This window comes from Microbacterium sp. ANT_H45B (genome assembly GCF_008369345.1).
Lineage (GTDB): Bacteria > Actinomycetota > Actinomycetes > Actinomycetales > Microbacteriaceae > Microbacterium.
On the sequence record NZ_VOBK01000002.1, the window covers coordinates 651764 to 676013 of the forward strand.

Genomic DNA, 24250 nt, shown 5'->3' on the forward strand with positions numbered 1-24250 from the left:
GAGGCCACGAGAACGCTCAGCGAACGGCCAGGATCACGTCGACGGCCGCGTCGAGCAGGGCATCGACCTGCTCCTCGCGGTACCCGCCCCGCTGCATCCGGAACGCCGCGGACCGCAGTTGCTCGGCGGTCAGCGGCTCTCCGTCGCGGAGATACCGGGCGATCCGTCCGCTGACGTGGTCGACCTCATCGATCCGGTAGCCGAAGGTGAGCACACCGGTCCGCGCGAAGCGGTGCTTCGCCGGGCGCGCGAGATGATCCAGGATGACCTGAGCCTCGTCTCGGGCCTGCTCCACCCAGGCGCCGGCCCCCGCGGAACGCACTGCGCGTTCGCGTGCGCGTGCTGCAAGAGCGTCCTCCACACGACCGAGAGCGGCGTCGACCTCGGCGACGACGTAGCCGTTCTTGACCAGGGGGAACGAGGCGACGCGCACGTCGGCGGCACTGAGGTCGTCGCCGTCCGCTTCGAACGCCGTCCGCGCTGCGGCGAGGAAGGTGTCGACGGCGGCGCGGTGGTATCCGCGCACTCTGCCGCTCGTCACCGAGAATGCCGGAAGCGCCTGTTCGGCACCGTCAGCGACCCGTTCGACATCGTCAACCATCAGAGCACCGTCCAGGAGGAGAAGAGGAAGTAGAGGCACAGAGCCGGGATCGTCGACGGCAGGATGCTGTCGAGGCGATCCAGCAGTCCGCCGTGGCCGGGGAGCCAGGAACTCATGTCCTTGATCCCGAGATCCCGCTTGAGCATGGACTCGCCGAGGTCGCCCAACGTCGCGGACAGCAGGATCGCCGCGCCGAAGATCACGCCGATCCACCAGGGAAGGTGCAGCAGGAAGAGGGCGAGGAGCACTCCGGCCGCGACCGACGCGACCACGGCACCGGCGAAGCCCTCCCAGGTCTTCTTGGGGCTGATCTTCGGAGCCATCGGATGCCGTCCGAAAGCGAGGCCGGCCGCATACGCGCCCGTGTCCGCGGCCACGGCGATGGCGATGAAGCTCAGCACCCACCACTGCCCGTCCTCCTGCTTGAGGAGGATCAGCGCGATGGCGGCGAGGAACGGGACGTAGATCTGCACGAAGCCGCCGATGACGACGTCGCCGAGCACGTCGCCGTACGTCCGACCGTCCGCGGCGATCATCTGCCCGACCAGGCGCCAGACGATGACGAAGGCGACGGCGAGGAACAGGACGATCCAGACGAGCCACAGATCGAGGAAGAACGCCGACAGCACGATCATCGTCGCTGCCGCGAACTGCGGCGCCACGTCGATCCGACGTCCTGAACCTCGCAGCGCCAACGACAGCTCGTAGACGCCGAGCAGTGCCGCTGCCAGAGCGAAGGGCACGAAGAGCACCTTGATGAAGAGCAGCGATGCGAGCAGCGCGGCACCGAACGCCAGACCGATCAGGATCGCGAGGATCAGGTCGCGGCCCGTGCGCTCCTTGATGCGCTCATTGGCCTGATCGAGCTGACCACGGGCGTTCGACACGTGCGTGCCCAGCTCATCCCTGGCCGCGCGCCACTGCTCCCTGATCGCGTTGTGATCGGCGGTGTCGAGCGAAGACGGGATCGAGGAGGAGGGAGCCGCCGGAGCGGAGACCGCGGGTGCGGGCGGCCGGGGCGGCACCACTGCGGGGTCGAACGCCGGGAACGCCCCGTCCGCGAGGGGTCCGCCGCCACTCGGGGTCGCCGAATCGCGCACCTCGCGGCGCATCGGCGGCGTGTCGGTGTCGTCAGCGGTGGGATCGTCGGACATGCCGCCTACACCTCGAGGAGCTCAGCCTCTTTGCGCTTGAGTGCGTCGTCGATCAGGTCGACGTGCTGGCGCGTGAGGGCATCGAGCTCCTTCTCCCCCCGAGCGATCTCGTCTTCACCGAGTTCGCTCTTGAGAGCATCGAGCTCGTCCTTCGCCTTGCGGCGGATGCCGCGGACGTGGACCTTCGCGTCCTCGCCCTTGGTCTTCACGAGCTTGACGTACTCCTTGCGACGGTCGGCGGTGAGCTCGGGCATGGTCACACGCACGAGGTTGCCGTCGTTCGTCGGGTTCGCACCGAGGTTGGGCATGTCGCGGATCGCCTGCTCGATGCTCTTCAGCGCCGACTTGTCGTACGGCGTGATGATGAGCGTGCGCGCCTCCTGGTTCGCCAGAGAGGCGAGCTGCGAGAGCGGAGTCGGCGTCCCGTAGTAGTCGATGAGCACCTTCTGGAAGAGCTGCGGGTTGGCGCGGCCGGTGCGGACCGTGGAGAAGTCCTCCTTGGCGGCCTCGACGGCGCGCGCCATACGGGAGGTTGTTTCAGCGAGGACATCCGCGATCACGGTGACTCCTATCGTCGGGGTGTTCTGAAATTCTATCGGTCGCGGACGCCGGGCATCCGCAGGCGCTCAGGACGTGACGAGAGTTCCGATGGGCTCTCCGAGCAGTGCGCGCGTGACGTTGCCCGCGGGCTCCATGCCGAAGACGCGCATGTCCATGTTGTTGTCCATGCACAGGCTGAACGCGGTCGAGTCGACGACCTTCAGACCGCGCTGGAGAGCATCACGGTAGGTGACCCGTTCGATGCGCTCGGCATCCGCGTGCTTGTTGGGATCCGCCGTGTAGATCGCGTCGACGCCGTTCTTGGCGACGAGGACCTCCTGCGCACCGATCTCGAGGGCACGCTGCGCGGCGACGGTGTCGGTGGAGAAGTACGGAAGCCCCGCTCCTGCGCCGAAGATCACGACGCGTCCCTTCTCCATGTGGCGCTCGGCGCGGAGAGGGATGTAGGGCTCAGCGACCTGCGTCATCGAGATCGCGGACTGCACGCGCGTCGGCGCACCGGCCTGCTCGAGGAAGTCCTGCAGCGCGAGGGCGTTCATCACGGTCCCGAGCATGCCCATGTAGTCCGCGCGACCGCGGTCCATGCCGCGCTGGCTGAGCTCGGCGCCGCGGAAGAAGTTGCCGCCGCCGACCACGATGGCGATCTCGACACGATCGACCGCCGCGGCGATGTCGCGCGCGATCTGGCTGACGATGTCGGGGTTGACTCCCAGCTGGCCGGCGCCGAACGCCTCGCCGGAGAGCTTCAGAAGTACGCGACGGCGTCCAGTGCCTTCGGTCATGGGGGTGTTCCTCTCGTCCCGATTCAAGATAGTGCCTTGTGGGCATGAAGAAGGGGTTCGGATCTCGTTGATCCGAACCCCTTCGACTCTGCTACGCGCCGACCTTGAAGCGCGCGAAGTCCGTCACGGTGATACCGGCGTCCTTCGCCACCTGGGCGACAGAGAGCTTGTTGTCCTTCGCGTAGTCCTGCTCGAGCAGTGCGACCTGCTTGATGAACGCGGAGACGCGACCCTCGACGATCTTGGGCAGTGCCGCTTCCGGCTTGCCCTCGTTGCGGGAGATCTCGGTGACGATCACGCGTTCCTTCTCCACGGCGTCAGCCGGGACGTCCTCGCGAGACAGGTACGACGGGTTCGCGAACGAGATGTGCTGGGCGATGCTGCGAGCGGTCTCGGCATCGTCACCCGAGTAGGCGACGACGACACCGATCTGCGGCGGCAGGTCCTTGCTGGTGCGGTGCAGGTAGACCTCGACGTGGTCGCCCGAGATGGTGCGCACGCGGCGCAGCTCGACCTTCTCGCCGATGATCGCGGCCTCTTCCGAGATGACCTGCTCGACGCTCTTGTCGCCGGCGGGTGCGGCCAGAGCCGCCTCGACCGAGTCCGCCTTGACGGCGGCGACGGCATCAGCGACCTTCTCGGCGAGCGTGATGAAGCGCTCGTTCTTCGCGACGAAGTCGGTCTCGCAGGCGAGCTCGATGAGCGTCACGGCGCCGTCCTGCTCGCGAGCGACGACGAGTCCCTCGCTGGTGGAACGGTCGGCACGCTTCGCGTTGCCCTTGGCACCCTTGAGACGCAGGATCTCGGTGGCCTTCTCGACGTCTCCGTCAGCCTCCTCGAGTGCCTTCTTGGTGTCGACCATTCCGGTACCGAGCTGCTCACGCAGCGCCTTGAGGTCAGCGATGGTGAAGTTGGCCATGTGTGGTGGCTCCTTGCTTCGTAATGTGTGGTGGTCGCGGGATTACTTGGCGTCTGCGGCCTCGGCGGCGGCGACCTCGGAGGTCTCCTCACCGGAAGCGGCGGCGATCGCCTCGTCGTGAGCCTCGGCACCGGCCGCGTCAGCGGCGGTCTCGTCGGCGGCCGGCGTCTCGACGACGGCAGCCTCATCGGCGGCGGTCTCGACGGTCGCGGCGTCCGCGGACTCCTGGACGGGAGTCTCGAGAAGCTCCTTCTCCCAGTCGGCGAGCGGCTCGGCGTCACCCGTCTCGGGGTTGTGCTTCTGCTGCAGGCCCTCGGCCGCGGCATCCGCGATGATGCGGGTGAGCAGCGAGACGGAGCGGATCGCGTCGTCGTTACCGGGGATCGGGTACTGGAAGTCGTCCGGGTCGGCGTTCGTGTCGAGGATTCCGATCACGGGGATGCCGAGCTTCTTGGCCTCATCGATCGCGAGGTGCTCGCGCTTGGCGTCGACGACCCAGATGGCCGACGGCGTCTTCGTGAGGTTGCGGATTCCGCCGAGCGACTTGTGCAGCTTGTCGAGCTCACGCTTCTTGAGCAGCAGCTCCTTCTTCGTGAAACCACTGTTCGCAGGGGTCTCGTAGTCGAGCTCCTCGAGCTCCTTCATGCGAGCGAGTCGCTTGGAGATCGTCTGGAAGTTGGTGAGGAGGCCACCGAGCCAGCGCTGGTTCACGAAGGGCTGGCCGACGCGGGTCGCCTGCTCTGCGAGGATCTCCTGCGCCTGCTTCTTGGTGCCGACGAAGAGGATCGTGCCGCCGTGGGCGACGGTCTCCTTGACGAAGTCGTAGGCCTTGTCGATGTACCCGAGCGACTGCTGCAGGTCGATGATGTGGATTCCGCTGCGCTCGGTGAGGATGAAGCGCTTCACCTTCGGGTTCCACCGACGGGTCTGGTGTCCGAAGTGCACGCCGCTGTCGAGCAGCTGGCGGATGGTGACCACAGCCATGGTCGTCTCCTTGTTCTGACGCGGTTCTGCGTCGTTGAGGTTGTCAAGTCGATCGGAACGATCGAACTCCCTGGTACCCGGCGCACACCCGCCCGCCGTGAGGCGAGACCTGTGGGAGTGGATGCCACGACCGAAGTCGCTGTGGGCACGCGTAGTCACCTCGAGATCGAGGTGCTCCTCCAGCATACAGGACGCGCGGCCCGCGCACCCGCTCTGCACCGAAGGCGTATCGACCGTATGGCGCACACCTGCCGGGGAGATCACGGGCGACGCGAGGCGCGAGCAGACGGGAGCGCACAGGATGATCCGATGCGAACCCACCCGCCCATGCGCGCGCCGATGATCGTCCTCGCCCTCCTCCTGGTTCTCGTCTCGCTGGGGGGTCGCGCGGATGCGTCCGTGATGACCGCGACGCGGGCGCGCAGCATCGTCGAGGGCGCGGATCCGGCTCCCGACGCCGTCCATCCCCGTTGGGACTGGCCGCTCGAAGGGCCCCGCGACGTGACGTCGCCGTATCGGGCACCCGCCCACGAGTACGGAGCCGGGCACCGTGGCATCGACGCGATGACGTCTGTCGGCGCCGAGGTCAGCGCACCGGCGGAGGGTCGGGTCGCCTTCCGCGGGTCCGTCGTCGACAGGCCGCTGCTCACCATCGAGCATCCCGGCGGCTATGTGTCGACGTTCGAACCGCTGATCTCTACCTGGCAACCCGGCGACACGGTGACCGCCGGCGATGTCATCGGGACCGTCGCCGTCGGCGGCCATGCCGTGGCAGGCACGCTGCATCTCGGGGTCAGATCGCACGGGGCGTACATCGACCCCCTGCTCCTGTTCGGGCCGGTGCCGAGAGCGGTGCTCCTCCCCTGCTGCGACGGGTCGTGACCCGTGGGTGTCACGCGCGGGGGTGCGCCAGGCGGTACGTGGCGGTGAGGCGCTCCGCCGAGACGTGCGTGTAGATCTGCGTGGTCCCCAGGCTCGCGTGTCCGAGGATCTCCTGCACCGCGCGCAGGTCGGCGCCGCCGTCGAGCAGGTGCGTGGCCGCGGTGTGCCGCAATGCGTGGGGCCCCACCGTGTCGGCCCCCACGAAGGGGGCGAGCACCTCGGCGACCAGAGTGTAGACCGCGCGGGGTCCGATGCGGCCCCCACGACTCCCCAGGAACAGCGCGGCGGACGGGTGGGCGGCACGGGCGAGGAGCGCCGGGCGACCCCGGGTGAGATAGGCGCCGATGGCATCACGAGCGGGCACCCCGAACGGGACGACCCGCTCCTTGGCGCCTTTTCCCAGCACCCGTGCAGTGCCACGATCGAGGTCGAGGTCGTCGACGTCCATGCCGCACAGCTCCGAGACGCGGATGCCCGCACCGTAGAGGAGCTCGAGGACACCGTGGTCGCGCAGCGCCGTCGGCTCACCGGACTCCGCCGCCTGCCGCTGGGTCTCGAGGAGTGCCGTCATGGCATCTTTCGAGGCGACGGTCGGCAGCGTCCTCCCCCGCTTGGGGGCGATCAGACGCAGGCTCGGATCATGCGTGAGCACCTCCTGCTCCACCGCCCAGCTGAAGAAGGACCGAGCGGCGGCGGCGCGACGGGAGAGAGTCGAACGGGCGTCTCCTCGCTGCGTGGCCGCCCACAGCCAGTCCCGCAGCGTGTCCAGCGTGATCTGCTCCAGAGAGAGACCGGGCGCGGACGCGCCGAGGTCCCGGAGGTCGGACCGGTAGGCGCGCACGGTCGCCGAGGACAGCCGACGCACTCGCTCGAGATGGTCGGCGAAGGCATCCACTGCCGCCGGGAACTCCATGCGCCCCAGCTTGCCGGACCTCCTGCCGCCATGACGTCAGCCGCGCCGCCCGCGCTCCCCCGCCGAACACGGCCAGTCGGCCGGCACCGCGGGCACTCGACCGCTCATCGCCGATCGCTGTGCCCGCTCAGCCACCCGCCGTCGGTGCGACGGGCATCGCCCTCCAGCTCGAGGAGGCCGAGAAGGGCGCTCACGCGCGTGGGTGCCAGGCCCGAGCGTCGGGCCAACTCGGTGACGGTCGACGGCGTGCGAACACTCAGCGCGTCCTGCAGACGCCGTCGCTCGGGGTCGACGCCCTCACCACCCTGCGCGCCACCCTGCGGTTGACCCGCGACGCCCCACAGCTCGCGGATCTCCTCCGACGTCGTCACGCAGCGCGCATCGTATTCACGGAGCAGCCGGTGGCAGCCCGCCGATGCGGCGGATGTCACCGGCCCCGGCACGGCACCCAGCGGACGCCCCAGTGCGGCGGCGTGTCCGGCGGTGTTGAGCGAGCCGCTGCGCCACCCCGCCTCGACGACGACGGTCGCATCAGCCAGCGCAGCGATGAGCCGATTGCGCGCGAGGAACCGCCACTTCGTCGGCGCCGTGCCGCAGGGGACCTCGCTCACCACGGCCCCCGTCTCGACGATGCGCTGCAGCAGCTGTCGATGCCCCTGCGGATAAGCGCGGTCGACTCCGCCGGCGAGGAATGCGATCGTGCGACCCTCGACGCCGAGGGCAGCCCGATGCGCGGCGCCGTCGATCCCGTACGCGCCCCCGGAGACGATGACCGCGCCGGAGCCGGCCAGCTCGCCGGCGAAATCGCCCGCCAGCATCTCTCCGTAACCGCTCGCGGCGCGCGCCCCGACGATCGCCACGCGAGGTTCGGCGGAGAGCAGCGATGCGTCGCCGCGCACCCAGAGCACCATCGGCGCATGCACGCCGAGATCATCGACGGCCCGCGGCCACTCGGAATCGCCGGGTATCAGCAGTCGGGCCCGCACATCGCCCGCGGCTCCGACGGCATCGGCCACTGCTCGGACCTCTGCGCGCACCCGCCACCGTGCCCGCCCCTCGGCCAGAGCCGAGGCGCCTCGCCCAGGGGTGGGACCCACACCCTCATCGAGAGCGGCCCTCAGCGCCTCCGTGGCCCCCAGCGCCTCCACCAGCGCACCCGCGACCCCGTCGCCCGGCTCTGCGATGACGGACCACGCCACCCTGGCCAGCGCGTCCTCGTCACCGCCCGCGCCGCGGACCGCCGCCATCGCCGAGACGAGTCCCCGGTCGCTTCGCAGTTCGTCGATCATGACCCGAAACCTCGCTTCAGATACAGCGCGCGTCCGACCTCGTCGGGCCCCGGCCGCCCCGCCCCCTCCAGATCCGCCATAGTCCACGCCAGTCTCAGCACGCGGTCATAGCCGCGGAGCGTCAGCGTGCCCCGCTCCAGTGCGCGGTCGAGCGGAGCCCGCGCGGCCGCCGCGATCCTGATGTCGGGCTGGCGCAGGCGCGTGCCCGGCACATCTCCGTTGCGTCGCCACGGCGTCCCGCGCCACCGCTCGGTCGCACACTCCCGCGCCTCCAGAACCCGACGCCTGGCGACCTCGCTGGTCAGAGCCGCCCGATCGCCGGTCATCGCACGGCTCGCGGACACGCGCGCGACGCGCAGTTCGATGTCGATGCGGTCTCGTAGCGGCCCCGACAGCCTCGTCGCATATCGTCGGATCGCGAGCGAGGGACAGAGACATTCGGCACCGCGCACGCCGTAGTTGCCGCACGGGCACGGATTCAGTGCCATGACGAGTTGGAACCGCGCAGGGAACAATGCGGTCATTCCGGATCGGCTCACTTCGATGGCTCCGGTCTCGAGCGGCTGCCTCAGCGCGTCGAGCGCGACCCTCGAGAACTCCGCCGCCTCGTCGAGGAAGAGCACGCCTCTGTGGGCTCGCGAGATCGCCCCGGGCCTCACCACCCTCGACCCGCCGCCGACGAGGGCTCCCACTGACGCACTGTGGTGCGGGGCCTCGAGGGGTGGCATCACGCTGAGGCTCCGCACGGACTCGCCGGAGAGCGAGCGGATCGACGCGACCTCCAACGACTCCTCCTCGGAGAGCGGGGGCAGGATTCCGGGGAGCCTGCGGGCCAGCATGGTCTTTCCCGCCCCCGGGGGCCCGCTGAGGAGCAGGTGATGTCCTCCGGCGGCGGCAGCGACCAGAGCGTTCACCGCGTCCTCCTGCCCCACGACATCGGCGAGGTCGAGGTCAGGCGCCTCTTCGACCACGGGGGCAGCCACGGACACGGGGTCGGCGTCCAGAACCTCGATGTCGGCCCCGTGCCAGACGGCGACCTCCGACAGAGTGCCGGCGGAACGCACCTCCACCCCGGGGACGAGACGGGCCTCAGCCTCGTTGGCGCGAGGAACGATCACGGTCTCGAATCCGGCTCGAGCAGCCGCGAAGACCGCGGGCAGGACGCCGGGCACAGGGCGCAGCCGGCCGTCGAGACCGAGTTCACCGAGGTGCACCGTACCCGCGATCGCACGGGTCGACAGCGCTCCCCCTGCAGCGAGAGCGGACACCGCGATGCTCAGGTCGAATGCCGACCCCTGCTTCGGCAGGCTCGCCGGGGACAGATTCACGGTGAGCCGCCGCCGCGGCAGATCCAGAGCGGAGTTCTTGCACGCGTTGTGCACGCGCTGGACGGCTTCGGCCAGCGACTTGTCGGGCAGCCCGATGATCTTGAAGTCGGGTGTCTGATTCGAGAGGTCGGCCTCGACCTCGACGAGATGTCCGTCCACTCCGGTGAGCGCGACAGCCCAGGTGCGGGCCGTCGTCACGACACATCCTCGAGGTGCTCGATCGTGCCGTCAGCGGGGTCGCCGACGATGCCGATCGCCTCGACGCGTATCGTGCGTCCTCGCGCCGTCTCGGGATGCGCGGCGGCCCAGGCGTGCGCGAGCTGCCAGAGCCTGCGCGCCTTGCGGGCATCGATCGCTTCAAGCGGATGCCCGAAACCGATCGTTCGCCGCGTCTTCACCTCGACGATCGCCAGGATCTCGCCGCGCACAGCGACGATGTCGATCTCTCCCTGTGGACACCGCCAGTTGCGATCGACCACCTCGTAGCCGGCTTCCGTCAGATGATGGACCGCGCGCTGTTCACCGTCTCTGCCGAGTTCGTCTTTCGCTGCCATGAGCACAGCGTCTCGTGCGCGAGGGCCCGTCGACGCTCCCGATCGCTCGATCCCCCGGCCGCTGAGGATAACCCGTCAGGGTGCTGCATCGGGCAGGAGAGATCACTCTCCGTCGAGCGACAGTTCCTGAGGGATCTCGAACTCGCGCCGCTGGAGCTCCTCGACGTTGACGTCCTTGAAGGTGAGCACACGGACGGCTTTCACGAAGCGGTCTGCCCGATAGATGTCCCACACCCAGACGTCGCTCATCGAGATCTCGAAGTAGAAGTCGTGCTCGGTGTCGCGCCGCACCACATTGACCTCATTGGCCAGGTAGAAGCGTCGCTCGGTCTCCACGACGTACTGGAACTGTGCGACAACATCGCGGTACTCGCGGAACAGTGCCAGCTCGAGCTCGCGGTCGTAGTCGTCGAAGGCTTCCTCATCCATGATCACTCCATCCTAGAGTCGGCGGAGGAACCATGACGCACTGCAGCTCAGAACAGGGTCGGCGCATCCGCGATGGCCCAGGACGCCCGGTGGTGCGGAGACAACCCGAGAGTCCGGATCGCATCCCGGTGTTCCAGGCTCGCATACCCCTTGTTGCGGTTCCACTGATAGGCGGGATGGCCGTCGTGGAGCTCCGCCATGTACGTGTCGCGCGCCACCTTCGCGATCACCGACGCCGCCGACACCGAGGCGCAGTCGCGGTCCGCCTTGACCACGGGTCGCACGCTCAGCGGCGCGGGATGCACGGCCGAGAGGTAATCGTGATTGCCGTCGAGCAGCACCAGCGCGCCCTCGGCGGCGATCCCCTGGTCGAGCACGCTCTGCACCGCCCGGGAAGCAGCGAGTCCCAGTGCACGCATGATGCCGACCTGGTCCACTTCCGCGGCGCTGGCCCAGCCCACGCTCGACGCCTGCACCCAGGCGGTCGCCCGCGCGGCGACATCGGGCCGTCGCTTCTCGGTGACGAGCTTCGAATCCCGCAGTCCCTCGGGAACACGCCGACGCGCTCCTGCAGCGTCCATCACCGCCGCACCGACCGCGACGGGACCCGCGAGCGCGCCGCGTCCGACCTCATCGAGGGAGATCACGATCTCGCACTCGCGCAGCAGACGACGCTCGAGAGCGAGCGTGGGAGCCACCATGCTCATTCCGGGTCCGGGACGCCGTTGAAGATGTCATGGTGCCCGTCGATCGGACCGAGGCGGTCGAACGGCCACGTGGTGAGGAACGCCTTGCCGACGACGTTGTCGATCGGCACGAATCCCCCGGACGGCAGATCCTGGTGCGCGCGCGCATCGCGCGACCGATCGCGATTGTCACCGAGGAGCCACAGCGAGCCTGCCGGGACGACGACGTCGAACGGCTCGTTGGAGGCGGCGGTGTCGCCGTCAGGCAGGTTGAGATAGCTGAGCTCGTCGATCGGCGCACCGTTGATCGTGATCTGACCGAGGGCGTTGCAGCATACGACGTGGTCGCCGGGAAGACCGATCACGCGCTTGACGAGATGGTCTTGAGAGTCGGTGGCCGAGATGCCGACGAGCGTGAGCACCCAGTCGACGGCCTCGATCAGCGGAGGTTGCGCGGGCGTCTGCGGCTGGCCGTCGAGCCACCCGCCCGGATCCTTGAACACCACGACGTCGCCCCGCTCATAGGGCGCCCAACGCGGAGTGAGCTCGTCGACGAGGATGCGGTCGTCCACGATGAGCGTGCGCTCCATCGAGGCCGAGGGGATGTAGAACGATCGCACGATGAACGTCTTCACGACGAACGACACGAGCGCGGCGATGACCACGATCACCAGTACGTCGCGCAGGAAGACGAGGAACCCGCGGCGTCGTCCGGTGGACGGCGTGGATGCGGTCGCGGAGTCGTTCGTCATCATGTTCCTTCACTGTCTCGCACCGCTCGGAGACGGCAGTATCAAGGGTCGCACACCCCGGGGAGAACACAGCACCCCGGGACATCGTGTCCCGGGGTGCTGTGGAGAACCTGCGCGTCAGTTGAAGCGCTTCTCCTTGATCTTGGCCTTCTTGCCCCGCAGCTGGCGGAGGTAGTACAGCTTCGCGCGACGCACATCACCGCGGGTGACGACCTCGATGTGGTCGATCACCGGGGAGTGCACCGGGAAGGTACGCTCAACGCCCACCTGGAAGCTGATCTTGCGAACGGTGAAGGTCTCGCGCACGCCATCGCCCTGGCGGCCGATGACGACGCCCTTGAAGACCTGGATACGCGAACGGGTGCCCTCGGTGATGTTCACGTGCACGTTGACCGTGTCACCGGGGTTGAAAACGGGAACGTCGGTACGCAGCGATGCTGCGTCGACGGCGTCGAGGATCTGCATGATCGTCTCTCTCTGCACTCGCCTCAGGTCGGATGCATGATGTAGGAAGGAATAAGAACGATGTGTGCTGAACGGCGCCTAAGCGTCCGCGGGCTCCCCTGGGGCAGAGCCGGTCACGGCACAAACATTCATTCTGCCACGGATGACGCGTGCGACCAAAACGTCGCCGGACCGTCGCCGAGTCGGGGCTCAGGCCCGCTCGTCGCTCTCGCGCACCACGATGACCTCATGCGCTCGGGTCGCCGGTGCCGGTTCGTCCATACCCGGCACGGTCGACCAGGCGATCGTCTCCCGGAAGCGCGCGCCGTTGCCCTTCGCCTCGCTCCACAGCTGCCAGAGCTGCAGCCAGACCAGGCCGATGCCGACCACGACGGCCGCGGCGAGCAACCACCCGAACGCGCCGTCGATGAAGCATCCGACGGCGATGGTCAGTCCGTGCCAGACGGTGAACCCCGCGACGTCCCACCAGGACACCGCGCGCTCGGCGCGCACCGACGGACGCGATCGCGTGAGGAGGGTGAGGAAGAGCTGTCCGACGAACACCGACGGCACCGCGATGAACAGCACCCAGAGGATCGCCCACCCACCCTGGAACACTCCCCAGCCGATGAACAGCCACAGGGGCAGCAGGAAGGCCGAGGGGATCAACCACCGGAAGAACGCCTGACGCAACCTCATGCCTCGATGCTACGACCCACGGGGCGGTCGGCACTCGGTGTTCGCTGAGAGCGGGGCGGGATGCTCGTGCGGCCCCGTCTCGGCGAACGCCGGAACCGCACGGATCGGCGAGAATGGAGGAGACGAGAGGACACCCCCGATGATCGAACTGCGCACACCTGCCGAGATCGACGAGATGCGCGCCGCGGGCCGCTTCGTGGCCGAGACGCTGGCCACCCTGCGCGAGGAGACGAAGGTCGGCACCAATCTGCTGTCGATCGACCGTCGCGCGCACGATCTGATCCGGAAGGCAGGCGCGGAGTCCTGCTACATCGACTATCACCCGTCCTTCGGAGCGAGCCCCTTCGGCAAGGTGATCTGCACGTCGATCAACGACGCCGTGCTGCACGGACTCCCCCACGACTACGTGCTGCGAGACGGCGATCTGGTCTCCCTCGACTTCGCCGTCTCCGTCGACGGCTGGGTCGCGGACTCGGCCGTGTCCTTCGTGGTCGGGACCCCGCGGGACGAGGATCTGCGGATCATCGAGACGACGGAGCGTGCGCTGGACGCCGCCATCGCCGCCGCCGTGGTGGGCAACCGGATCGGTGACATCTCGGCCGCCATCGCCGCGATCTCGCACGGCGAGGGCTATTCCATCAACACCGACTTCGGCGGCCACGGCGTCGGGCGCATCATGCACGGCGATCCGCACGTGCCGAACGACGGCCGCGCCGGCCGGGGATTCCCGCTTCGAGAGGGTCTCGTGTTCGCACTCGAGCCCTGGCTGCTCGAGACGACGGACGAACTCGTCACCGACCCCGACGGCTGGACGCTGCGCAGTGTCGACGGCTCACGCGGAGCGCACTCCGAGCACACGGTCGCCGTGACAGCCGACGGGCCGATCGTCCTCACCGACCGTTCCTTCCTCGGCGTCGACTGAGACGTGCCCGACCCTCTCAGAGGCTCCGGTACAGATAGACGTCGGTGACGACCGGAAGGTCGAACTCCGTGCGGCCGTGCGTCTGCGGGTCGGCATCGAGCACGGCCTCGATCTGCGCGGACATCTCCGCCCTGGTCGCGTCGTCCGCCACCAGGAACGTGCTGACCGTCGACCAGCGCTTCAGGTAGGCGTCACGGCGGATCCTCTCCACCCACCGGATCTGCTCTCGCCGGACGAACTCGAATCCCGGCAGCTCCTCGCCGGCGCTGCTGGTGGTGTCATCCGACGCGGCCACGGCGGGGTGCGCGATCCGGTGCGCCGCTCGATCCCAGGGGCACTCCGGATCCGAGTGGTTCCAGATCAGCCCGAGCGCTCCCCCGCTGACGAGGACCCTGGCGATCTCCGCGCAGGCCGGTTCCCGGTCGAACCAGTGGAAGGCCTGCGCGACGGTGACGAGGTCGATCGATCCCGACTCCACCGGGATCTGCTCGGCGCTGCCGAGCATGGCATCGACGTCCAGGAGCTTGGAACGCAGCACGGAGATCATCGCCGGGGAGGGTTCGACCGCACTGACACGCTCCGCCCTGTCGGCGAGCAGCTCCGTGAACTTGCCGGTGCCGGCACCGAGATCGAGAGCGGCGCGCACGGGGTGGGGACAGAGCACATCGACCGCCGCCGCGGGAAACCCGGGGCGGTACCGGTCGTACTCGGTCCCGATCAGCTCGAAAGACTTCGCCAGCACCTCATCAGCCATGGTGCGACGCTATCAGCGAGAAGGAGCGGACCTCTCTAAGAGGGGTCGTCGGGCAGCAGGTCGGGCCGCCGCCGACGGGTCCGCTCGATCTGCTGGTCTCGGCGCCAGGAGGCGATCACGCCATGGTTGCCGCTGAGCAGGACATCGGGAACCGCTCGCTCCCGCCAGACCGCGGGCTTCGTGTAGGAGGGGTACTCGAGCAGACCGTCCTCGTGGGACTCCTCCACCAGGCTCTCGGGATTACCCACCACGCCGGGTATGAGCCGACCGATCGCCTCGATCATCGCCATGGTGGCGACCTCGCCCCCGTTGAGCACGTAGTCGCCGAGGCTGATCAGGCGCACCTCGCCTCGCGACGCTGCGTACTCGAAGACCCGCTCGTCGATGCCCTCGTAGCGACCGCAGCCGAAGATGAGGTGATCGCGGGTGCTCAGATCGCGGGCCGTCGCCTGGGTGAACACCTCGCCGGCGGGCGAGGGGAAGATGATCGTCGGCGCGGTCGTCCCGACGGACTCCGGCGGCGTCGTCAGCTCGTCGATCGCGAGTCCCCACGGCTCGGGCTTCATGACCATGCCCGCACCGCCGCCGTACGGAGTGTCGTCGACGGTGCGATGGCGGTCCGAGGTCCAGTCGCGCAGATCGCGCACGCGCAGGTCGAGGATGCCGGAGCTCTGCGCCCTGCCCAGCAGCGAGAGAGTCAGACCGTCGAAGTACGACGGGAAGATCGAGAGGACGTCGATGCGCACGGAGGAACCGTACCCGCGGTCACTCGGATGCGTCGGAGCCCTCGGGCTCCCCCGCATCCGCGGTGTCGGGAAGCTCTTCGAAGAGCCCGGGAGGGGGCGTCACGATGACCCGCCCTGCCGCGACATCGACGGTGGGGACGATCGCCTTGACGAACGGGACGAGGATCTCGGCCTCACCGGCACGGACGATCAGCAGATCCTGTGCCGGGAAGTGCTCGACGCGGGCGACCTTGCCGATCACGACCTCGTCACGGACCACGTCGAGCCCGACGAGCTGGTGGTCGAACCATGCGTCGTCCTCGACCTCGTCGACGTCCTGGTCGATCCAGAGGATGGCCCGGACGAGCGTCTCGGCACCCTCTCGGTCGTCGACGTCGTTCAGGAAGACGACAGGATTGCCGTTCATCACGCGGTACTCGCGGACGGTGACGGTCTTGCCGTGCCACGGAGATGCCTCGGGCACCTGCAACGTGAACTCCGCACCCGGCGTGAAGCGTCGCTCCGGGTTGTCGGTGTACAGCTCCAGCTTGAGTGCCCCCTTGAGGCCATGGGCCTTGACGAGACGCCCGACGCGCAGCTGGTTCTTGCCCTGGTTGCGATCCTTCGCAACCACGTCAGTCGTCCGCGACATCGACGCGGACGCGACGCCCATCGGCCAGCGCCGAGATGAGCGTACGCAGTGCCTTCGCGGTGCGGCCGCCGCGCCCGATCACGCGTCCACGGTCATCGGGGTGCACACGCACCTCGAGGATGTCGCCTCGCGGCGATGTGGAGGCGTTGATACGGACATCCTCAGGGTGATCGACGATCCCCTTGACGATGTGTTCGAGCGCGGCGGCGAGCACGACGGATTACTCTGCGTCGGCGGCGGGAGCCTCAGCGGCCTCCGCGTCGGCCTTGGCGGGAGCCTCCTCAGCGGGGGCCTCCACCTTCTTCTCGGCCTTGGGCTTGACGACGGACTTCTTCGACGAGTCGATCTCGAACGGAACCTTGGGCTCCTTGACCTTCAGCGTCGACTTGGCGTTCTTGTCGCCCTTGAACTTGCCCCAGTCGCCCGTGATCTTGAGCAGAGCGGCGACCTGCTCGGTCGGCTGTGCGCCGACGGAGAGCCAGTACTGCGCACGCTCGGAGTCGATCTCGATGAACGAGGGCTCCTCGGTGGGGTGGTACTTGCCGATCTCCTCGATGACGCGACCATCGCGCTTGGTCTTCGAGTCGGCGACGACGATGCGGTAGTAAGGCGCGCGGATCTTGCCCAGGCGCTTGAGACGAATCTTGACAGCCACGATTCTCCTGAATTGTGTGGAAGGTGACGAACCGATCGCCTGGAGCGTGGGGTGCACACCCGGCGGAAGCTCAAATAGGAGGACGAGCGCTGGATAGAGGGTCGAGCACGTCGTCCGACCTTCTATTCTGCCAGATCCCCGGCTCAGGAGCGAAACGCGGCGACACGGCGGGTGCCGTGTCGCCGACGACGCGTGTCAGACTGTGCTCGTGAAGCTCGAATTCGCGCCGTCGGCGCGGTCCACCGTCGGCCTGGAGTGGGAGATCATGCTCGCCGATCCGGTGAGCGGCGATCTGGTCGGACGCGCGCCCGACCTCCTCTCCGCTCTCGAGGCGGAGAGCGCCCACGAGCGCCACACGGTGACCGGCGAGCTTCTCACCAACACGATCGAGGTGACCAGTGGGATCGGCGATTCGGTGGCCCACGCGGTCGACGACATCGCCAACGCGATCGCCGCGGTCCGCTCCGCCACGGATCCCGCCGGGATCGAGCTGCTCTCCGCCGGAAGCCACCCGTTCGCCCAGTGGTTCGATCAGGCGGTCACCGACAAGACGCGCTATCACACGCTGATCGAGCGCACCCAGTGGTGGGGCCGCAACATGATGATCTGGGGCATCCACGTCCACATCGGCGTCGAGGATCAGCGCAAGGTCATCCCGATCATCAACGCCCTCGCCGCCTACCTGCCTCATCTGCAGGCGCTGTCGGCATCCAGCCCGTTCTGGGCGGGCGAGCGCACGGGTTACGCCTCGAACCGCGCGCTGGTGTTCCAGCAGCTCCCGACGGCCGGCCTGCCCTGGCCGCTGCAGGACTGGTCGGAGTACGAGTCGTACCTCGACGATATGGTGCGCACGGGAGTCATGGCCGATGCCACAGAGGTGCGGTGGGACATCCGTCCGGCACCGCGGTGGGGCACGATCGAGGTGCGCGCGTGCGACGGCCTCTCCTCGCTGCCCGAGCTGGCCGCGGTCGCAGCACTCGTACAGGTCCTCGTGGAGCATCTCTCGCGTCAGATCGACGAGGGGCGCTCCCTCTCCCGGATGCCGGCCTGGTTCCACCGCGAGAACAAGTGGCGTGCCGCACGGTACGGACTCGACGCGCGCGTGATCGTGGATGCCGACGGCGCCCAGCGCCCGGTGCGAGAGCATCTCGTCGAGATCCTCGAGGAGCTGGCTCCGATCGCGGTCGAACTCGGGTGCGTCCGGGAGTTCGGCAGCATCGGCACGATCCTGAGCGACGGTGCCAGCTACGAGCGCCAGCTGACCATCGCGAACGCGACCGGCGGCGATCTCCGCGCGGTGGTGCAGCATCTGATCAGAGAGTTCCGCACCGGCCCGGAGTCATCGACGCAGGAGCCGTAGTCCTCAGTCGTCGAGGAGTCGGCGCGCGAGCCCCTCATCGAGGACGACGTCGGTGACGAGCTCGGCCGCGATCGCCGCGCGCAGACTGACGAGCTTGGGCACGCCGGAGACCACGCACACCCGCCGTGGCACGCGGCGGAGCCGGTCGAGTCCCGGGCCCGTCGCCCGGGCATTGACGCGGATGTCCCGCCACGACCCGTCCGCACGGAAGAACACGGTGGCGACGTCGCCGATCGCGTGGTCCTCGCGCAGACTGCGGTAGTCGTCGCGGCTGAGGTAGCCGCCGACATACACGCGGCTCGGCACTTCGGCCGCGGGAGAACCGAGGCTGAACACGGCGATGTCCATCTTGGACTGCAGATCGAGCACCCGACGCGTGCTGCGCTCTCGCCACATCGCCTCCCGGGTCGACGGGTCGTCGAAGAACGCCGGCACCGGGAACTGCTGCACCTGCGCTCCGAAGGCGCTGCCGAATCTCTGCAGGATGTCGCTGGAGTACTCCACGCCGCTGGTCTGCGTGTTGCCCGCGCCGTTGAGCTGCACGAACGTGGTGTTGTGGGTCTCCTTCTGGGTGAGCCCCCTGCTGACCGCGCTGATCGTCGACCCCCAGGCCACACCGACGATCATGTTGGAGTCCACGAACTGCGAGAGCAGGCGCCCCGCCGTCAGGGCGACGCGGTCGAGGCGCTCGACCTCGCTGACGATCTCAGGGATCGGCACGACGTGCGCGACCACGTGATAGCGATCCTTGATGTGCTGCTCCAGCATCCCGAGCCGTTCCAGCGGGGAATTGATGCGGATGTCGACGAGTCCGCTCTCCCGCGCGAAACTGAGCAGCCGCGACACCGAGGATCGCGACGTCTTCAACTCCTTGGCGATGACCTCCATCGTCTTGTCCTGCATGTAATAGAGCTGCGCGGCGGTGAGCGCGGCGATCAGCTTCGCGTCGCGGAATCCCGCGTCGGACTGGCTCATGACGACCTCCTCCCCTCGATACTTGCACATATGTGCAGCTGGCTTGCGCGTAACGGGCGCATGGGTCGAAGCTGGGTGCAAGCAGAGAGAGAAGGGTCAAAGATGATCGAGTCGACACACTCATCACCGGAACGCGCCGAAGTCCGCGCGGTCCGTGAATCCGGACGTACGACCGTCCTTGTCATCGGAGCCGGCATCAACGGCATCTCCACATTCCGAGATCTCGCCCTTCAGGGCGTCGACGTCGTGCTCGTCGAGCGCGGGGATTTCGCCTCGGGTGCGTCCGCCGCGTCGAGCCACATGATCCACGGCGGCATCCGCTACCTGGAGAACGGCGAATTCCGACTCGTCCGCGAGTCGGTCGAGGAGCGCAACGGCCTGCTCAAGATCGCTCCGCACTACGTCAAGCCGCTGCAGACCACGATCCCGATCTACTCCACGTTCTCGGGCATCCTCTCGGCGCCGCTGCGCTTCCTCACGCACAAGAGCGGGAAGCCCCAGGAGCGCGGTGCGTTCCTGATCAAGATCGGTCTCACGATCTACGACACGTTCTCCCGCGATGGCGGCACCGTGCCGCGTCACCGGTTCCTCGGACGCAAGAAGTCGCTCGCCGAGCTTCCCGCGATCGACCCGAACATCAAGTACACGGCGACCTACTACGACGCCTCGATGCACGATCCCGAGCGCCTGGCCCTCGACGTCCTCCAGGACGGACTCGCCGCGCACCCGGGAGCGGTCGCACTGAACTACGTCGAGGCGATCTCGCGCGACGGAGCGAACGTCGTGCTGCGCGACCGCGAGAGCGGCACGGAGTTCCCGATCACCGCCGACGTCGTCGTCAACGCCTCGGGTCCGTGGACCGACCTCACCAACGACGCGCTCGGCACCGACACCCGCTTCATGGGCGGCACCAAGGGCTCGCACATCGTGCTGGATCACCCGGAGCTGCTCGAGGCGACCCGCGGACGCGAGATCTTCTTCGAGCACTCCGACGGACGCATCGTGCTCATCTACCCGCTCAAGGGCCGCGTGCTCGTCGGGACCACCGACATCGACGCCGACCCGCGCGAGGTCCCGGTGTGCACGGAAGAGGAGATCGACTACTTCTTCGACCTCATCCACCATGTGTTCCCCGAGATCGATGTGACGCGCGAGCAGATCGTCTTCAACTTCTCCGGCATCCGCCCGCTTCCTCGCCATGAGGACACCGCACCCGGTTTCGTATCCCGTGACTACCGCATCGAGGTCGACGAGAAGGGCGCCGCCCCGCTCGTCAGCCTCGTCGGAGGAAAGTGGACGACCTTCCGCGCTCTCGGCGAGTCCCTGTCGGACGTGGTCCTTGGACTCCTCGGACGCACCCGCACGGTGTCGACCGCCGGTCGCGCCATCGGTGGCGGCCGAGACTTCCCTCGCACCGAGAAGGCGCGTCGGATCTGGATCCAGGAGAACCTGCCCGGCGCCGGAGATCGCGCCGAGCGTCTTCTCGCCCGGTACGGCACGCGCGCCGCCCAGGTCTGGGCCCACATCGAGCAGGGCGAGGACGCACCCCTCGCCGGCGGCGACCTGTCCACCCGTGAGCTCGCCTGGATGGTCGAGAACGAGATGGTCGCCCGACTGCAGGACGTGATCCTGCGCCGCACCAGCATCGCCTTCACCGGCAATGCAGACGCGGATGTGCTCGAGGAGCTTGCAGACGCGCTCGCTTCTCTGCTCGACTGGGACCGGGCACGGCACGATGCCGAACTCGAGCAGACGCGACTGCTCCTGAACGAACGACATGGACTCCAGATCTCGTCTCGCGCACGCGGCTGACGAGAGATCCGAACGCCGCCCTCCACGCGGTGTAACTCCCAACAAGTGCCGGGGCTATGGGGCCCCGGCACTCAAGAAAGGTCAATGAAGACATGACTGATGTGAATCTCGGTCTCTACTTCCTGTCGGAGTTCGTCGGCACAGCGATGCTGATCCTCCTGGGTTGTGGTGTGGTCGCGAACGTCGCCCTGGCGAAGAACAAGGGCTTCGGCGGCGGCTTCCTGATGGTCAACTGGGGATGGGGCCTCGCGGTCTTCGTCGGTGTCCTCGCCTCCGCGTACTCCGGTGCGATCCTGAACCCCGCCGTCGGCATCGGACTCCTGATCGGCGGGAAGATCGACTTCTCGCAGTTCGCCGTCGCCACCGGCGCCGAGCTCCTCGGTGCCATCGTCGGTGCGATCCTCACCTGGCTCGCCTACAAGCAGCACTTCGACGAGGAGCCCGACGCGGCGAACAAGCTCGGCGTCTTCTCGACCGGTCCCGCGATCCGCTCCTACGGATGGAACCTGGTCACCGAGGTGATCGGCACCTTCGTGCTCGTCTTCGCGGTCTTCGCGTTCGCCGACTACGGCGTCGCGGACATCGGCACCCCCGGAGGCCTCGGACCGCTCAGCGCTCTGCCCGTCGCCCTCGTCGTGGTGGCCATCGGCGCGTCGCTCGGTGGACCGACCGGATACGCCATCAACCCCGCACGTGACCTCGGTCCTCGTATCGCGCACGCCATCCTGCCGATCAAGGGCAAGGGCTCCAGCGACTGGTCCTACTCGTGGGTCCCCGTCGTGGGTCCGCTGATCGGTGGAGCACTCGCCGCTCTCGCCGCCCCGGTCCTGCTGAACCTCGCCTGATCCGAACCTGACTTCAAAGGAGAACACCATGGCTGACTACATCCTCGCCATCGACCAGGGCACCACCTCGAGCCGCGCGATCATCTTCGACAAGAAGGGGAGCATCATCGCGACGGGCCAGAAGGAGCACGAGCAGATCCTGCCCAAGGCCGGGTGGGTCGAGCACGACGCCTCCGAGATCTGGCGCAACGTGCAGGAGGTCATCGGTCTGGCGCTGAGCCGCGCCGACCTGACCCGCCACGACATCGCCGCGGTCGGCATCACCAATCAGCGCGAGACCGCGGTCGTCTGGGACAAGACCACCGGCAAGCCCGCCTACAACGCCATCGTCTGGCAGGACACCCGTACACAGGCGATCGTCGACCGCCTGGCGGCGGACGGCGGCGTCGAGCGCTTCAAGCCCATCGTCGGCCTCCCGCTCGCGACCTACTTCTCGGGAACCAAGATCGCCTGGATCCTCGAGAACGTCGACGGGGCCCGCGAGAAGGCGGAGGCCGGTGACCTGATCTTCGGCACCACCGACAGCTGGGTGCTCTGGAACCTCACCGGCGGCGTCGACGGCGGCGTGCACGTCACGGATGTCACGAACGCCTCTCGCACGATGTTCATGGATCTCGAGACGCTCGAGTGGCGCGACGACATCCTCGAGGCCTTCGGCGTTCCGCGCTCGATGATGCCGGAGATCCGCTCCTCCTCCGAGGTCTACGGCGCCGCAGAGGACTCCTCGCTGCTGCGCGAGACCCCGATCGCGGGCATCCTCGGTGACCAGCAGGCTGCCACCTTCGGCCAGGCCGCATTCCAGCAGGGTGAGAGCAAGAACACCTACGGCACCGGCTGCTTCCTGATCTTCAACACGGGCGAGGAGATCGTCCACTCGAAGAACGGTCTGCTCACCACCGTCGGCTACAAGCTCGGCGACCAGCCCACGCACTACGCGCTCGAAGGCTCGATCGCCGTCACCGGGTCGCTGATCCAGTGGCTGCGCGACCAGCTCGGGATCATCTCGTCCGCTCCCGAGGTCGAGGAGCTGGCCGAGAAGGTCGAGGACAACGGCGGCGTGTACATCGTGCCGGCCTTCTCCGGCCTCTTCGCCCCGTACTGGCGTCCGGACGCGCGCGGTGCGATCGTCGGCCTCACCCGCTATGCGAACAAGAACCACATCGCGCGCGCCGCTCTGGAGGCCGTGGCCTTCCAGACCCGCGACGTGCTCGACGCCGTGAACGCAGATGCGGGTGTGGACCTCACGGAGCTCAAGGTCGACGGCGGCATGGTCGCCAACGATGCGCTCATGCAGTTCCAGGCGGATGTCCTCGGTGTCCCGGTGGTCCGCCCCGTGGTCGCTGAGACCACCGCCCTCGGCGCGGCGTACGCCGCCGGGCTCGCCGTCGGGTTCTGGAACGGTCTCGACGACCTCTCCGCGAACTGGCAGGAAGACCGCCGGTGGGAGCCGTCGCTCGATGCGGCCGAGCGCGATCGCCAGCTGCGTCTGTGGCGCAAGGCCGTCGACAAGTCGATGGACTGGGTCGACGACGACGTGAAGTGACCTCAGTGTCGTGAGGGAGCGGGCTCGGAGGATTCCTCCGGGCCCGCTTCGTCATCCGAGACCCCCGTGCCGCTCCCGGTCCGGGTCGACGTCTCCAGCGCGCGGAGCAGCGCGGATGTGACGCCGCGCGGCGAACGGGCGTCCCACGCCGCGTACTCGATCCGCTCGGGCCCGTCGACCAGCGCGACCGCGACCACCTCGGACGGGGCGGAGGCGACCACTCCCGGCGCCAGCAGCGTCACGGCGACGCCGGCGCTCACGAGGCCGAGGATGAGCGCGGCGGAGTCCGCCTCGAAGGCGACGTCGCGGAGGATCCCCGCCGCGGCGAACGCCGCGTCGCTCTGTGCGCGCCCCGAGGTCCCGGAGGGGAAGTCGGCGAAGGTCTCATCCGCGAGGTCTGCCAGGCGCACGCGCCGACGCGCTGCCAGCCGGTGCCCACTTGGCACCGCAGCCACGAGCCGCTCCCGGGAGAGCTCCCGCACGGCGACCCCCTGCGGCTCCGCGTCCGCTCGCAGACCGAGCAGTGCGGCATCGAGCTCACCCCGACGCAGCGCCTCGACGAGCGCGTCGCTGTTGCCGACGGTGAGCTCGACTCTGGCGTCCGGATGGGCGGAGCGGAATCGCGCGATGAGCACGGGCACATCGAGCGCGGTGACGGTGGGGATGATGCCCAGTCGGAGCGTGCCCACGACCCGCCCGCCTGTCGAGGTCGCCGCTTCCCTGGCCGTGTCGGCCGCGGTGACCGCGGCACGCGCATGTACGAGGAAGGCCTCCCCCGCCTCGGTGACGCGCACGCTGCGACTGGAGCGGACGAACAGCCGTTCTCCGAGCTCGCGCTCGAGGGCTGCGACCTGATGACTGAGTGCGGACTGCGTCACGAAGCACCGCTCCGCCGCGCGGGTGAAGCTCCGCGTCGCCGCGACCTCGATGACGTACCTCAGCTGCTGCAGCTCCATGTGAACATGATCTCTCGTCATGACTGCGGTGACAACCATGCATTGGACTCATTGACGCAGAGATCGCACGCTGG

28 protein-coding genes are annotated in these 24250 nt (G+C 68.2%); 6 read left to right on the forward strand and 22 right to left on the reverse strand.

Going from position 1 to position 24250, the window contains the following annotated elements:
* Positions 1-16 precede the first annotated feature (16 nt).
* The 6 genes from FQ142_RS09605 to rpsB form a co-directional block, all read right to left on the reverse strand.
* Entirely contained in the window at positions 17-601 is a 585-nt protein-coding gene (locus FQ142_RS09605) for a DivIVA domain-containing protein (protein WP_149423113.1), read from the reverse strand.
* Positions 601-1755: a phosphatidate cytidylyltransferase gene (locus FQ142_RS09610; RefSeq protein ID WP_262492114.1), complete on the reverse strand. Its 1155-nt coding sequence runs from the start codon at positions 1753-1755 to the stop codon at positions 601-603. The genes FQ142_RS09605 and FQ142_RS09610 overlap by 1 nt, the downstream gene beginning before the upstream one ends.
* A gap of 5 nt (positions 1756-1760) precedes the next feature.
* Positions 1761-2315, reverse strand: a complete 555-nt coding sequence (gene frr, locus FQ142_RS09615) for a ribosome recycling factor (RefSeq protein WP_056417204.1) — start codon at positions 2313-2315, stop codon at positions 1761-1763.
* Positions 2316-2381: 66 nt separating this feature from the next.
* Positions 2382-3098, reverse strand: coding sequence for a UMP kinase (pyrH, locus tag FQ142_RS09620; RefSeq protein WP_045255213.1), 717 nt, complete (start codon positions 3096-3098; stop codon positions 2382-2384).
* Between the two features lie 91 nt (positions 3099-3189).
* Entirely contained in the window at positions 3190-4017 is an 828-nt protein-coding gene (gene tsf, locus FQ142_RS09625; RefSeq protein ID WP_056417202.1) for a translation elongation factor Ts, read from the reverse strand.
* 42 nt (positions 4018-4059) lie between these two features.
* Complete coding sequence (rpsB, locus tag FQ142_RS09630) at positions 4060-5001, reverse strand: 30S ribosomal protein S2 (protein WP_056417199.1); 942 nt, start codon at positions 4999-5001, stop codon at positions 4060-4062.
* Positions 5002-5310: 309 nt separating this feature from the next.
* Between rpsB and FQ142_RS09635 the strand changes: the two genes are divergently transcribed.
* The gene (locus FQ142_RS09635; RefSeq protein WP_262492115.1) at positions 5311-5883 is read left to right on the forward strand and encodes a murein hydrolase activator EnvC family protein; all 573 of its coding nucleotides are present in this window, start codon (positions 5311-5313) and stop codon (positions 5881-5883) included.
* Between the two features lie 10 nt (positions 5884-5893).
* Here FQ142_RS09635 and FQ142_RS09640 read toward each other — a convergent pair whose 3' ends face one another.
* From FQ142_RS09640 to FQ142_RS09680, 9 genes are all read right to left on the reverse strand, one after another.
* A complete protein-coding gene (locus FQ142_RS09640) occupies positions 5894-6796 on the reverse strand; it encodes a tyrosine recombinase XerC (protein WP_056417182.1) in 903 nt (300 codons plus the stop codon).
* 104 nt (positions 6797-6900) lie between these two features.
* Positions 6901-8085, reverse strand: coding sequence for a DNA-processing protein DprA (gene dprA / locus FQ142_RS09645; RefSeq protein ID WP_149423114.1), 1185 nt, complete (start codon positions 8083-8085; stop codon positions 6901-6903).
* Positions 8082-9611, reverse strand: a complete 1530-nt coding sequence (locus FQ142_RS09650; RefSeq protein ID WP_149423115.1) for a YifB family Mg chelatase-like AAA ATPase — start codon at positions 9609-9611, stop codon at positions 8082-8084. Before FQ142_RS09650 ends, dprA begins: the two co-directional genes overlap by 4 nt.
* Positions 9608-9967: a YraN family protein gene (locus FQ142_RS09655; RefSeq protein WP_149423116.1), complete on the reverse strand. Its 360-nt coding sequence runs from the start codon at positions 9965-9967 to the stop codon at positions 9608-9610. Before FQ142_RS09655 ends, FQ142_RS09650 begins: the two co-directional genes overlap by 4 nt.
* 102 nt (positions 9968-10069) lie before the next feature.
* Positions 10070-10396 carry a DUF2469 family protein gene (locus FQ142_RS09660; RefSeq protein WP_056419488.1) on the reverse strand — a complete coding sequence of 109 codons (327 nt, stop codon included), beginning with the start codon at positions 10394-10396 and terminating at the stop codon, positions 10070-10072.
* Positions 10397-10443: 47 nt separating this feature from the next.
* On the reverse strand, positions 10444-11103 hold the full coding sequence (locus FQ142_RS09665) for a ribonuclease HII (protein WP_149423117.1): 660 nt from the start codon (positions 11101-11103) through the stop codon (positions 10444-10446).
* Positions 11100-11834, reverse strand: coding sequence for a signal peptidase I (gene lepB, locus FQ142_RS09670; protein WP_149423118.1), 735 nt, complete (start codon positions 11832-11834; stop codon positions 11100-11102). Before lepB ends, FQ142_RS09665 begins: the two co-directional genes overlap by 4 nt.
* Positions 11835-11951: 117 nt before the next feature.
* Positions 11952-12299, reverse strand: coding sequence for a 50S ribosomal protein L19 (gene rplS / locus FQ142_RS09675; RefSeq protein WP_056419484.1), 348 nt, complete (start codon positions 12297-12299; stop codon positions 11952-11954).
* Positions 12300-12488: 189 nt separating this feature from the next.
* Positions 12489-12977: an MFS transporter permease gene (locus FQ142_RS09680; protein WP_149423119.1), complete on the reverse strand. Its 489-nt coding sequence runs from the start codon at positions 12975-12977 to the stop codon at positions 12489-12491.
* A 139-nt stretch (positions 12978-13116) separates the two neighbouring features.
* On the opposite strand from FQ142_RS09680, the gene map reads away from it, so the two are divergent.
* Positions 13117-13899, forward strand: a complete 783-nt coding sequence (gene map / locus FQ142_RS09685; protein ID WP_056419480.1) for a type I methionyl aminopeptidase — start codon at positions 13117-13119, stop codon at positions 13897-13899.
* Positions 13900-13915: 16 nt separating this feature from the next.
* On the opposite strand, the gene FQ142_RS09690 is transcribed toward map, so the two are convergent.
* From FQ142_RS09690 to rpsP, 5 genes are read right to left on the reverse strand one after another with little or no spacing between them, the layout of a single operon-like run.
* Positions 13916-14653 carry a class I SAM-dependent methyltransferase gene (locus FQ142_RS09690; protein WP_149423120.1) on the reverse strand — a complete coding sequence of 246 codons (738 nt, stop codon included), beginning with the start codon at positions 14651-14653 and terminating at the stop codon, positions 13916-13918.
* Positions 14654-14688: 35 nt separating this feature from the next.
* Positions 14689-15399: a tRNA (guanosine(37)-N1)-methyltransferase TrmD gene (trmD, locus tag FQ142_RS09695; RefSeq protein WP_149423121.1), complete on the reverse strand. Its 711-nt coding sequence runs from the start codon at positions 15397-15399 to the stop codon at positions 14689-14691.
* A gap of 19 nt (positions 15400-15418) precedes the next feature.
* A complete protein-coding gene (gene rimM, locus FQ142_RS09700) occupies positions 15419-16030 on the reverse strand; it encodes a ribosome maturation factor RimM (protein WP_149423122.1) in 612 nt (203 codons plus the stop codon).
* Positions 16014-16244, reverse strand: a complete 231-nt coding sequence (locus FQ142_RS09705; protein ID WP_045255226.1) for an RNA-binding protein — start codon at positions 16242-16244, stop codon at positions 16014-16016. The genes rimM and FQ142_RS09705 overlap by 17 nt, the downstream gene beginning before the upstream one ends.
* Positions 16245-16250: 6 nt before the next feature.
* Positions 16251-16685, reverse strand: a complete 435-nt coding sequence (gene rpsP / locus FQ142_RS09710; RefSeq protein ID WP_056417146.1) for a 30S ribosomal protein S16 — start codon at positions 16683-16685, stop codon at positions 16251-16253.
* A gap of 208 nt (positions 16686-16893) precedes the next feature.
* On the opposite strand from rpsP, the gene FQ142_RS09715 reads away from it, so the two are divergent.
* On the forward strand, positions 16894-18045 hold the full coding sequence (locus tag FQ142_RS09715; protein WP_149423123.1) for a glutamate--cysteine ligase: 1152 nt from the start codon (positions 16894-16896) through the stop codon (positions 18043-18045).
* A 3-nt stretch (positions 18046-18048) separates the two neighbouring features.
* Here the strand turns inward: FQ142_RS09715 and FQ142_RS09720 are convergent, their stop codons facing one another.
* Positions 18049-19020 (reverse strand): sugar-binding transcriptional regulator, encoded by a 972-nt coding sequence (locus FQ142_RS09720; RefSeq protein WP_082539353.1) that lies wholly within the window; start codon positions 19018-19020, stop codon positions 18049-18051.
* A gap of 102 nt (positions 19021-19122) precedes the next feature.
* On the opposite strand from FQ142_RS09720, the gene FQ142_RS09725 reads away from it, so the two are divergent.
* From FQ142_RS09725 to glpK, 3 genes are all read left to right on the forward strand, one after another.
* Complete coding sequence (locus FQ142_RS09725; protein WP_056417143.1) at positions 19123-20832, forward strand: glycerol-3-phosphate dehydrogenase/oxidase; 1710 nt, start codon at positions 19123-19125, stop codon at positions 20830-20832.
* 92 nt (positions 20833-20924) lie between these two features.
* Positions 20925-21677 (forward strand): MIP/aquaporin family protein, encoded by a 753-nt coding sequence (locus FQ142_RS09730; protein ID WP_056417141.1) that lies wholly within the window; start codon positions 20925-20927, stop codon positions 21675-21677.
* 28 nt (positions 21678-21705) lie between these two features.
* A complete protein-coding gene (glpK, locus tag FQ142_RS09735) occupies positions 21706-23220 on the forward strand; it encodes a glycerol kinase GlpK (protein WP_149423124.1) in 1515 nt (504 codons plus the stop codon).
* Positions 23221-23222: 2 nt separating this feature from the next.
* On the opposite strand, the gene FQ142_RS09740 is transcribed toward glpK, so the two are convergent.
* The gene (locus tag FQ142_RS09740; RefSeq protein WP_149423125.1) at positions 23223-24176 is read right to left on the reverse strand and encodes a LysR family transcriptional regulator; all 954 of its coding nucleotides are present in this window, start codon (positions 24174-24176) and stop codon (positions 23223-23225) included.
* Positions 24177-24250: the final 74 nt, after the last annotated feature.